The following is an 11,023-nucleotide window of genomic DNA, read 5'->3' on the forward strand; positions in this document are numbered from 1 at the left end:
TTTAGAACGTTCTATGCTTGTATAAAATGAAAGGGGGATGCGTTTTGGAAGAAAATTATCCAAATCGACGGTCCACACGAAAGAAAAGAAAGCTTCGCTTCGGACGAATCATTATGACATTGTTATTATTCTTGCTTATTGGGATTACTGTGTACTCAATCATTCAATTTAATGCGGGATATAAACTAGCCTCTACAAATGAACGGAAAGATGTTGACTTTACTGGCGATCCAATGGATGTCAAAAGTTCAGCTATCGAAAATATTTTAGTGCTGGGTGTGGACACCAGAGGAGAAGAACATTCACGAACAGATACAATGATGCTAGTTTCTTGGAATAAGGAAACGGATGAAGTGAATGTTGTGTCGTTTATGCGAGATATCTATGCACAAATCCCAGGATATAAATCCTACAAGTTGAATACAGCCTATTATTTGGATGGCGTACAATTAGTGAAAGATACGATTAGCAGTATGTTTGGTGTTCCGATTCATCATTATGCACTTATCGATTTTAATAGTTTTGAATCACTTGTTGATATCGTGGCACCAAATGGGGTGGAAATCGATGTTGAAAAAGCGATGTCTGAAAAGATTGGGGTCGTTCTTGAACCAGGTGTTCAACAATTAAGTGGAAAAGAACTATTAGGGTATGCGAGGTTTCGTGCTGACGAGGAAGGTGACTTCGGCCGCGTTGCGAGACAACAAAAGGTAATGGAAGCCTTGAAAGATGAAATGTTAAGCCCTTCAAATGCCAAGAACTATCCGAAATTTGTTGGTGCGATACAAGGATATGTTCAAACTGACTATACAACAAACGAAGAAATAACACATGTATTAAGTCTGGCCTTTAGTGGCGGAATTGATATAAATAAATTAACGATTCCTGTTAAAGATAGTTATGTATTTACATCTTACTCGCATGCTGGTTCGGTCATAGAGATAGATCTTGAACAAAATAAGAAAGAATTAAGTGATTTCATCGGTATGCCTTTACGTTGATATTGTTAAATCTCTCTTATTTCCTGTAAAATTGAAGTAATACTACATTTCTGTATTTAAATGCTTAGAATCAGAAAGCGAGGAAACCTTTATGCAGCCAGAAAAATCTTCCTTTTTTGCCACAAGATTCATTCAATTTCTAGGCGGGAAGAATACACTCTTTTTATTACTTACCATGTTATTAGTTGGGTTAATTATCTGGATCTTTGATATTGTTTCGTTCATCTTTTACCCTATTCAAGTATTGTTGGCAAATGTCGTAGTCCCGGTTATTTTAGGGACAATAGCCTATTACTTGCTACGGCCATTTTTGGCTTTTCTCATACGAATTAAAGTGCCTAAAATTTGGGGGATACTGATAATATTCGTTGCTTTGATTGGCTTGATTACTGGAGTTGTATTAATAGTCTATCCATTTTTGAAAACACAGTTTAGTAATTTAATTATTGAGTTTCCAGAATATTTTAAACAACTTGTAATATCTCTTGATGCTTTCTTAAAAAACTCGATCTTCGCTACATATTATTCGAATTTAGCATTTGATGTAGATACGTTAATGAAACAAATTCCTGATAATATCGGGAAAACCATACAAAATACTGTTGGTGGCGTGGCAAGTGGAATTGGGAAATTATTATCCACCTTGACCGGGTTGTTGTTGGCTATTGTTACGGTTCCATTTATCTTATTCTATTTATTAAAAGATGGAGAAAAGTTACCACAATACATACTAAAACTTTTTCCGCCACGGATGCGTGCAGATACCCATCATTTATTGAAAGAAGCAGACAAACAAATCAGTGCTTATATTCAAGGACAAATTTTAGTTTCCATATGTATTGGCTTCATGGTATTTATCGGGTTTTTAATTATTGGCATGGATTATGCATTCTTATTAGGGTTTTTAGCCATGATTACGAGTGTAGTGCCATATTTAGGACCGTTAATTGCGATCATACCAGCTGCTGTCATTGCGATTGTAACGTCTCCGTTTATGTTAGTAAAATTAGCAATAGTATGGACAGTGGTTCAATTAGTTGAAGGGAAGTTTATTTCACCCCAAATTATGGGTAAATCCTTACATATACATCCAATTACGATTATTTTTGTGCTATTGACTGCTGGTTCGTTATTTGGAGTTCCTGGCGTAGTTTTAGGGATTCCTGGATATGCTTTGATTAAAGTGGTAGTAACACACATGTACAAGCTATTAAAACAAAGATATAATCGCCATGTAAAAGAGATTGAACATCACTACGAATCCACTTTTTTTGATGACTAGTATTATGCAACACATATAATGGTTCAAGATAATAGGAGGAATATTGATGTTGAAAAAGTTTTTGTCATCAATTAGTTATGGATCAATGAAAGTCGATATAGTAGTTGATCAACCTGAGATTGCATATGGAGAAACATTGTCAGGAACCATTTATATAATGGGTGGCCAATCCAATCAACTCATTGAATTTATTAAACTTGAGATTTTGAAACGAACTGAAGGTCTTCAAGAAGACGGTGATTTTAATGTTACAAATAATGTCGTTGCTAAACATACAATCGAAATGGTTGGTTCAGTTAAATCAAAAGAAACGCGAATGATTCCTTTTGATTTAATGCCGGATGAAAGATGGGAATCCGAAACTGTCAACGAAAAGCTTTACTTAAGAACAACAGTGCATATTAATAATGCGGTAGATGTTCATGATGAAGATGAAATCATTTATGGGAAAGATGTAGGGTAATATATAAACAAAGCCATTCCTTATTTTTAGGGAATGGCTATTCTTTTTTGATATAGTTGCACAATGCATATAATATGCCTTCTTAATACATGCATTATGCAACTAAATGCATTTTTAATAAAAAGTAACCAATAACAATTTCATCACTTGCACTGTGCAAATAAACTAATGGAGAATTAGTTGTGCAGTGCAAGTGAATTTTATTTGATGATTCATACCAATTTGTTGATTAATAAAATGAATTACTCATAACAGTGAAAGCTTGATATTGCTCAAATCACTTCTTGCTCTGCACATATCTTATAGTACATCTTACTTGGGGAAACTCCCCAAAATTTATTAGATGTTTATAAGGAAGGAGAGGAAGACAAATGAGCGTTGAATTGACAGCGCTGCATTGGACTTACGTTGTTTTTATTTTTTTGATTATTGGTTTTATGGTAATGAGAAGGGATACAACACTCGTAAGTATTATCGGTATTTTTTCACTTGCCATTATCGCTACGGGCTCAATTACAGCCTCGGTTAGCGGGGTTTTTTCAAGTTTTATCTACGCAATTACAGAATTACTTCCTACGATTCTCGTTATCTCAATAATTGTTGCAATGAGTAAAACGTTAACTTCAACAGGGATTAATGATGTCATGATCTCTCCGTTTTCCAAACTGATTAGAACTCCTGCACTTGCGTATTGGACAATCGGAATACTGATGATGTTCATTTCCTGGTTTTTTTGGCCTTCTCCTGCAGTAGCGTTGTTAGGAGCAGTCTTACTACCAGTTGCAATCCGTGTTGGACTACCCGCACTTGGCGTCGCGATGGCTATGAACTTATTCGGTCATGGTATAGCTTTGTCCGGTGATTTTATCATACAAGGTGCTCCTAAATTGACGGCAGATGCCGCAGGACTTCCAGTTAATGAAGTAATTAGTGCCAGCATTCCGCTTGTCATTGTTATGGGATTTGTAACCACTGTTATCGCTTTTTATTTCTTGAAGCGGGATATAAAGTCAGGTAAATTAACCGCTACTACAGGTGTAACAGCTACACCAACTACAGAACCTTCTCCTCAACATTCAAAATTACTCTCCTCTATTCAAAAGCGATTTTTTGCTCTTTTTATTCCTTTACTCTTTGCACTCGATGTAGTTGCCATGTCTGTTCTTAATTTGCAAGGCGGCGATGCTACTGCATTAATCGGTGGAACATCCGTCTTTATCCTTCTATTAATTACAATGGTTAGTCACAAAAATAAAGGTCTAGAACAAACAACAAGTTATCTAATTGAAGGCTTCCAATTTGGTTTTAAAGTTTTCGGTGCTGTTATTCCGATTGCAGCTTTTTTCTATTTAGGTGATGCAGGGTTTATTAAGATCATCGGAGAACTTCTACCTGAAAATTCAAATGGGATTGTTAATGACCTCGGAGTAGCTCTCGCATCTGTTGTTCCGCTAAGTAAAGAAGTCGGGGCTATTACATTAACGGTAGTTGGTGCAATTACGGGGCTTGATGGGTCTGGTTTCTCAGGAATTTCATTAGTAGGTTCTATAGCTACAATATTTGCAACAGCAATTGGAGCAGGTGCAGCCACATTGACGGCCCTAGGTCAAATTGCTGCAATCTGGGTTGGTGGAGGTACGTTGGTTCCTTGGGCAATCATTCCTGCAGCTGCCATTTGTGGCGTCGATCCTTTTGAACTTGCTCGAAGAAACCTTTTGCCAGTTACAATTGGATTAGTAGTCACTACAATTGTTGCGATGTTTTTAATTTAAATGATTATGTTACGTTAAACCCTCGTCATGCGAGGGTTTTTCTTGGTTCTACTCGTAGATCGTCTTTCTATTGTTAACGATTTGATGTTAAACTAGAATAATAAATTTTACCAGGACAAGGGGACTCGTATGATAAAAAGATTAGTAATTACAGGGTATAAACAACATGAACTAGGCGTATTTGATGAAAAACATCCCGGGATTCTGTATATCAAAAAAGCCTTGAAAAACGAATTAGTTCCATTGCTTGATGACGGATTGGAATGGGTGATTATCAGTGGGCAATTAGGTGTTGAAACATGGGCAGCTGAGCTGGTCATTGAATTGAAAAGTACATATCCACAATTACAATACGCGATTATTACTCCCTTTTTAGAACAAGATCTAAAATGGAAAGATACTAATAAAGAAAAGTATCAAACGATCTGTCAAAAAGCCGATTTTCAAACGAGCGTGACTAAAAGACCATACGAAGGTCCGTGGCAGATGATGGAGAAAAACAAATTCGTCATTCGAAATTCCGATGGTTTGCTCATCGTCTATGATGAAGAAAATGAAGGATCACCTAAATTCATGAAAAAACTTGCTGCACAATATGCAGAGCGACATGACTATCACATTATATCAATCTCAGCTGATGACTTACAGATGATTGCGGAGGAAGAACAGCAAAATCAGTGGCCAGATGCATAAATTGACAAACATCATACTATAATTTTTTAGTAGCCTATTATTTTATATAGGAACCCAAAGTAGTAGAAAATTCTACTTATTCTAAATAGTGGGTTTGTGTTAAAATGGATAACAGCTATAAAAAGTAATTTAGGAGATTTCTTGAAGCACTAGAATGTTCTTTGCATCGAGATAAAAAGATATTAGGGGATGATTTGAGATGGTCACAAAATTTGAAGAGTTCACGTATACTCGACCAGTATTCGAAGAAATTGAATCAGGATTTGAACTAGCACTACGTAAATTTAGAGATTCAACAACTGTCGAAGAACAAAGTGATGCTATGAAACAAATCAATGAAATTAGAAACAATGTTGGAACGATGATGAATCTCGTTTCTGTCCGGAATTCCATCGATACAAATGATGAATATTATAAAACTGAACGTGACTATCTCGATGAACTTAGTCCCAAAGTGGATGATTTAATTACCAACTATTATAAAGCATTGGTAAGTTCTTCGTTCCGAGTGGAATTGGAAGAAAAATGGGGCACGCAATTATTTGCGATCGCAGATGCACAAATCAAGTCATTTGATGCCAAGATCATTCCGATGATGCAAAAAGAAAACAAACTGACATCTGAATACCAGGAGTTGATTGCATCCGCAAAAATAGATTTTGAAGGTGAAGAACGCACGCTTGCTCAAATGACTCCTTTTACGGAATCCACCAATCGTGACATGCGGAAAAAAGCCAAAGAGGCTTACTTTAATTTCTTTGCGGAAAATGAAGAGCAACTCAATCGCATCTATGATGACCTAGTCAAAATTCGTACAGAAATGGCTCAGACTTTAGGGTACAAAAACTTTGTAGAACTTGGTTATTACCGAATGATTCGAACCGATTATAATGCCGCAATGGTAAAAAAATTCCGTGATCAAGTGAAAGAATATATCGTCCCGTTAGCTTCTAAATTAAAAGAACGCCAACAACAACGTATTGGTGTCGATGAGCTTAAATACTATGATGAATCATTTAATTATAAAACAGGGAATGCAACACCAAAAGGATCTCCAGAATGGATTATTCAGGGCGGCAAAAAGATGTATGATGATCTATCTGTTGAAACAAGCGAGTTCTTTGATTTCATGATTGATAACAACTTAATGGATCTTGTCGCGAAAAAAGGAAAAGCAAGTGGGGGGTATTGTACCTATATCGAAGATTATAAAGCACCATTTATCTTCTCTAACTTTAACGGAACATCAGGTGACATTGATGTTTTGACACATGAAGCAGGACATGCATTCCAAGTGTATTCTAGTCGTCATTTTGAAATTCCAGAATATAACTGGCCAACCTATGAATCGTGTGAAATCCATTCAATGAGCATGGAATTTATCACATGGCCGTGGATGGAAAACTTTTTCAAAGAAGATACGGATAAGTATAAATTTTCTCATTTAAGTAATTCACTCGAGTTTTTACCATATGGCGTTGCAGTCGACGAATTTCAACACTTTGTGTATGAAAATCCTGAAGCAACTCCCGTAGAACGCAAAACAGCTTGGAAAGAACTTGAAGAAAAATATTTACCTTTCCGTGATTATGATGGCAATGAATATTTGGAATCAGGTGGTTTTTGGCAAAGACAAGGCCATATTTATCAATCGCCTTTTTATTATATTGACTATACATTAGCTCAAATTTGTGCTTTCCAGTTCTTTAAGCGAACACTCGAAAATCGTGAAGAAGCTTGGGCTGACTATGTACACTTATGCAAGATTGGCGGAAGTCTGTCGTTCACTGGTCTTGTAAAGGAAGCAAACTTGATTTCTCCTTTTGAAGAAGGCTGTGTGGAATCGGTAATTGGGCCGATTGAGCAATGGTTAAATTCGATTGACGATAAAGCACTTTAAACCAAAATTTTGTATGCATATACCTACATTTCATTTGTTAATTGGAAATAATCCATAAATTTAAAAGGCAGACAATAAATTGTAAACTACAATTTATTGTCTGCCTTTTTCTGTATATCAAATGTAGTAAATCGAGCAAAACTGACTTTCTGAACTATTCTTTCGTTTCATCATTGATAGGGACAAGATTAAATATTTCATGACTTTCAAACACATCAACGAGACGATCGAGCCATTCATAGTAATTCTTAATATACATTAGTTTGTCGATATCTATTTGGACTTCTTTTTTTAGTTCTTCACTAATCGTTGGATCAGATATAAGCTCATGGAGTTCAACTAATGATTTTTTAATAGCCGCTGTATAAAGCGACACAGATCTCCGCCACTTAATTGAAAAAAGATCAATAAAACTTTGATACCAATCTTCAGTTGTATGGTATAAATCTTTTCGTACTCCTTTTTTCCATGCACGCTCGACTAATTTCAAATCGGATAATGCTCTAACGGAAGTACTCATGCTAGTTTTGCTCATCCCAAGTTTTTCTGTCATTACGTCTAATGTAGACGGTTCATTTTGAAAATACATCATGCCATACTGTCTTCCTGTAGAAGGAGTTAAGCCATAAAGATGTATATTTTGGGCTATTGTTTCAATAATTCTCTCCCGAGCTTTTTCATGTTTTTCTTTACCTTCCATCAACGTATTCCCTCCACTGTAATGGCTCTACTCAACTAATCCAACTATTTTATTTAAGAGTATTATATCCTTGCCAAAAATGCAATTTATTATAAATATTGTTTGTACAGTTTTTTCTGTATGAACTATATAAATAGTATTTTATGTTGTATTACAAAAAGTTTACATTTATACTTAAATAGTATTAGGTAATGAATCGAGGAGTGTATGTATGAATGAACAAATAATCAAGAAGAAGATAGAAGTGATAGACGCTACTAAAATCTTCGGCAAAAACAGTAAAAAAGCGGCGCAATTGCTTAAGGAAAGTGCGTCGAAGAAAGATATTTTAAAAGCAACAGGTGCAACAGTTGGGGTGAATAATGCAACCTTCGATGTTTATGAAGGAGAAATATTTGTCATAATGGGACTGTCTGGCAGTGGGAAGTCAACCCTCGTTAGATTGTTAAATAGATTAATAGAACCGACATTAGGACGAATTTTACTTGATGGTGAAGACATTGTACAAATGAGCAAAGATCAACTTCGTGAAGTTAGGCGTAAAAAAATTGGCATGGTCTTTCAAAATTTTGCACTATTTCCTCATAAGACAATTGTTGAAAATACAGAATATGGGTTGGAAATTCAAGGAGTGCCGAAAAATGAACGTTTGGAAAAAGCACAGGAATCTTTGAAACTCGTAGGGCTGGCTGGTTATGAAGATCAGTATCCGAGTCAACTAAGCGGTGGTATGCAACAACGTGTCGGACTTGCAAGGGCTCTTGCAAATGATCCGGATATATTACTTATGGACGAAGCTTTTAGTGCACTTGACCCCCTTATCCGAAAAGATATGCAAAACGAGTTGTTACAACTTCATCACGACATGGGAAAAACGATTATTTTCATTACCCACGACTTAGATGAGGCACTTCGAATTGGCGACCGTATTGCTTTGATGAAAGACGGAGAAATTGTACAAATTGGCACACCAGAAGAAATACTGATGAGTCCGTCAAACGAATATGTCGAACGTTTCGTTGAAGATGTCGACTTATCAAAAGTATTAACAGCTGGTCACATCATGAAAAAGGCAGATACATTGCTAATCGATCGTGGTCCACGGGTTGCTTTACGACTCATGAAACAACTAGGGATTTCTTCAATATACGTAGTAGATAAGAGCAATCGTCTGTTAGGAGCTGTAACGGCTCAGGATGCATTGAAAGCGACAGAATCTGATAAATCGTTAGACAAAGTCCTTATTACTAATCTTCCCATGGTATCTGCAGATACAGTGCTAACAGAATTATTTGACGTAGTATCAACGGCTGTCGTTCCTGTAGCTGTCATTAGTGAAGACCAAAAGTTACAAGGCATAATCATACGTGGTGCACTGATTGGTGCTTTATCAGGTGACAATCAGTTTATTAATAGTGATGGAATAATTAACTCCATAAACCAAACGACTACGGAGGTGATTTAATATGGATCAGCTTTTACCTCGTCTTCCGTTTGCAGAGTGGATCGACCACGGAATAGATTGGCTTGTAACAACTTTCGGCACTCTATTTGACGGCATTGCAGAATTATTGGCAGGAATCGTTGAAGGTTCTGTTGACATTCTTGATATGGTTCCATCAATATTACTTGCAGTTCTATTTGCTTTGCTAGCATGGGTTATTTCAACAAGAAAGATAGCGTTGTTCTCTTTAATTGGTCTATTGTTCATCGATTATTTAGGTTACTGGTATCCAATGCTACAAATGTTAGCTCTTGTGTTAACGTCGGTATTTTTTGCAATTGCAATAGGTATCCCAATCGGTATATGGAGTTCACAGAAATCAGGTGTTCGGAAAATCGTTAATCCGATTTTGGATTTAATGCAGACAATGCCTGCGTTTGTTTACTTGTTGCCAGCAATTTTCTTTTTCAATATCGGAGTAGTGCCAGGAGTGGTCGCTTCCGTCATCTTTGCAATGCCGCCGACTATCCGTTTAACGATGCTAGGCATTCAACAGGTTCCGAAAGATTTAATTGAAGCAACAGAAGCATTTGGGTCAACTACTTGGCAAAGATTGAGTAAAGTTCAAATTCCACTTGCCAAACCCACTATGATGGCTGGAGTTAACCAAAGCATAATGCTTTCTCTTTCTATGGTTGTTATTGCATCAATGGTTGGTGCACCAGGGCTGGGCGAAGAGGTTTATCGTTCGGTAACACAGTTGAAAACCGGGCAAGGATTTGAAACCGGTTTATCCATAGTAATCGTGGCAATTATTTTGGATCGCATAACGCAACATGCAGGAAAGAATAAAAAAGGGGGAAGATTATTATGACATTTACAAAGAAAATAACAGGATTCGGTGCAATCGCTCTACTGACACTTGGGTTGGCAGCATGCGGAAATGATGGGGAAACATCTTCAGAATCAAAATCGGTCGGGGAATCAGTCGATAATAAAATCACTGGAATTGATCCAGGTGCAGGAATAATGGAAGCATCCGCGAATGCAATTATAGATTATAAATTGGAAGACTGGGATCTTGTTTCTGGATCAAGTGCAGCAATGACTGCTGCATTGAAAAAAGCGTATGATAAAGAAGAACCAATTATCGTAACAGGTTGGACACCACACTGGATGTTCGCTGAATACGATTTAAAATATCTTGAAGATCCAAAAGGCGTATTTGGTGGAGAAGAGGAAATCCGTACTATCGCAAGAAATGGCTTAAAAGAGGATTTACCGGAAGCTCATCAAATTCTGTCACAATTCAATTGGTCTCAAGAAGATATAGGTGAAGTGATGATCGCCATGCAAACCGGCGAAAAAGAAGAAGTGGCTGCACAAAACTGGGTTGATGCAAACGAGGAAAAAGTTGCGGCCTGGACAAATGGTGTAGAAAAAGTGAATGGCGATAAAATTAAACTTGCTTATGTTGCATGGGATAGTGAAATCGCAAGCCACAATGTCATGAAAATTGTTTTGGAAGATATGGGATATGACGTTACGTTAACACAGGTTGAAGCTGGTCCATTATGGACAGCAGTAGCAGACGGGAGTGCAGATGCATCACTTGCTGCATGGTTACCTCTTACACACGCAACATATGAGGAGAAATTTGATGGCAAGTTTGAAGAACTTGGTATTAATATGACAGGTGTAAAAATTGGTTTAGTAGTTCCTGAATATATGGATATTACATCGATAGAAGATTTACAAGAGTAATAAT

At 36.8% G+C, this 11,023-nt stretch carries 10 protein-coding genes; 9 read left to right on the forward strand and 1 reads right to left on the reverse strand.

The window, feature by feature from the left end:
• The first annotated feature begins 44 nt into the window (after positions 1–44).
• From GY23_RS03455 to GY23_RS03480, 6 genes are all read left to right on the forward strand, one after another.
• Entirely contained in the window at positions 45–1,001 is a 957-nt protein-coding gene (locus GY23_RS03455) for an LCP family protein (protein WP_075617800.1), read from the forward strand.
• 91 nt (positions 1,002–1,092) lie between these two features.
• Positions 1,093–2,283: an AI-2E family transporter gene (locus GY23_RS03460; RefSeq protein ID WP_075617801.1), complete on the forward strand. Its 1,191-nt coding sequence runs from the start codon at positions 1,093–1,095 to the stop codon at positions 2,281–2,283.
• Between the two features lie 46 nt (positions 2,284–2,329).
• Positions 2,330–2,746, forward strand: a complete 417-nt coding sequence (locus GY23_RS03465; RefSeq protein WP_075617802.1) for a sporulation protein — start codon at positions 2,330–2,332, stop codon at positions 2,744–2,746.
• A 371-nt stretch (positions 2,747–3,117) separates the two neighbouring features.
• Entirely contained in the window at positions 3,118–4,518 is a 1,401-nt protein-coding gene (locus tag GY23_RS03470) for a hypothetical protein (protein WP_075617803.1), read from the forward strand.
• Positions 4,519–4,647: 129 nt separating this feature from the next.
• Positions 4,648–5,211: an SLOG family protein gene (locus tag GY23_RS03475; protein ID WP_075617804.1), complete on the forward strand. Its 564-nt coding sequence runs from the start codon at positions 4,648–4,650 to the stop codon at positions 5,209–5,211.
• 199 nt (positions 5,212–5,410) lie between these two features.
• Positions 5,411–7,111 carry a M3 family oligoendopeptidase gene (locus GY23_RS03480; protein ID WP_075617805.1) on the forward strand — a complete coding sequence of 567 codons (1,701 nt, stop codon included), beginning with the start codon at positions 5,411–5,413 and terminating at the stop codon, positions 7,109–7,111.
• A 154-nt stretch (positions 7,112–7,265) separates the two neighbouring features.
• Here GY23_RS03480 and GY23_RS03485 read toward each other — a convergent pair whose 3' ends face one another.
• Positions 7,266–7,811: a GbsR/MarR family transcriptional regulator gene (locus GY23_RS03485; RefSeq protein ID WP_075617806.1), complete on the reverse strand. Its 546-nt coding sequence runs from the start codon at positions 7,809–7,811 to the stop codon at positions 7,266–7,268.
• A gap of 211 nt (positions 7,812–8,022) precedes the next feature.
• Between GY23_RS03485 and GY23_RS03490 the strand changes: the two genes are divergently transcribed.
• From GY23_RS03490 to GY23_RS03500, 3 genes are read left to right on the forward strand one after another with little or no spacing between them, the layout of a single operon-like run.
• Positions 8,023–9,276, forward strand: coding sequence for a quaternary amine ABC transporter ATP-binding protein (locus tag GY23_RS03490; protein WP_075617807.1), 1,254 nt, complete (start codon positions 8,023–8,025; stop codon positions 9,274–9,276).
• Between the two features lies 1 nt (position 9,277).
• On the forward strand, positions 9,278–10,129 hold the full coding sequence (locus GY23_RS03495; protein ID WP_075617808.1) for an ABC transporter permease: 852 nt from the start codon (positions 9,278–9,280) through the stop codon (positions 10,127–10,129).
• Positions 10,126–11,019 carry a glycine betaine ABC transporter substrate-binding protein gene (locus tag GY23_RS03500; RefSeq protein ID WP_075617809.1) on the forward strand — a complete coding sequence of 298 codons (894 nt, stop codon included), beginning with the start codon at positions 10,126–10,128 and terminating at the stop codon, positions 11,017–11,019. Before GY23_RS03495 ends, GY23_RS03500 begins: the two co-directional genes overlap by 4 nt.
• Positions 11,020–11,023 lie beyond the last annotated feature (4 nt).

Origin of the sequence: Paenisporosarcina indica (assembly GCF_001939075.1) — a bacterium.
GTDB lineage: Bacteria > Bacillota > Bacilli > Bacillales_A > Planococcaceae > Paenisporosarcina > Paenisporosarcina indica.

Bases quoted from the DNA above. Each gene is read 5' to 3' on its own strand.
- GY23_RS03460 (WP_075617801.1), top strand. From the start codon at position 1,093: ATGCAGCCAGAAAAATCTTCCTTTTTTGCCACAAGATTCATTCAATTT.
- GY23_RS03465 (WP_075617802.1), top strand. From the start codon at position 2,330: ATGTTGAAAAAGTTTTTGTCATCAATTAGTTATGGATCAATGAAAGTC.
- GY23_RS03470 (WP_075617803.1), top strand. From the start codon at position 3,118: ATGAGCGTTGAATTGACAGCGCTGCATTGGACTTACGTTGTTTTTATT.
- GY23_RS03475 (WP_075617804.1), top strand. From the start codon at position 4,648: ATGATAAAAAGATTAGTAATTACAGGGTATAAACAACATGAACTAGGC.
- GY23_RS03480 (WP_075617805.1), top strand. From the start codon at position 5,411: ATGGTCACAAAATTTGAAGAGTTCACGTATACTCGACCAGTATTCGAA.
- GY23_RS03485 (WP_075617806.1), bottom strand. From the start codon at position 7,811: ATGGAAGGTAAAGAAAAACATGAAAAAGCTCGGGAGAGAATTATTGAA.
- GY23_RS03490 (WP_075617807.1), top strand. From the start codon at position 8,023: ATGAATGAACAAATAATCAAGAAGAAGATAGAAGTGATAGACGCTACT.
- GY23_RS03495 (WP_075617808.1), top strand. From the start codon at position 9,278: ATGGATCAGCTTTTACCTCGTCTTCCGTTTGCAGAGTGGATCGACCAC.
- GY23_RS03500 (WP_075617809.1), top strand. From the start codon at position 10,126: ATGACATTTACAAAGAAAATAACAGGATTCGGTGCAATCGCTCTACTG.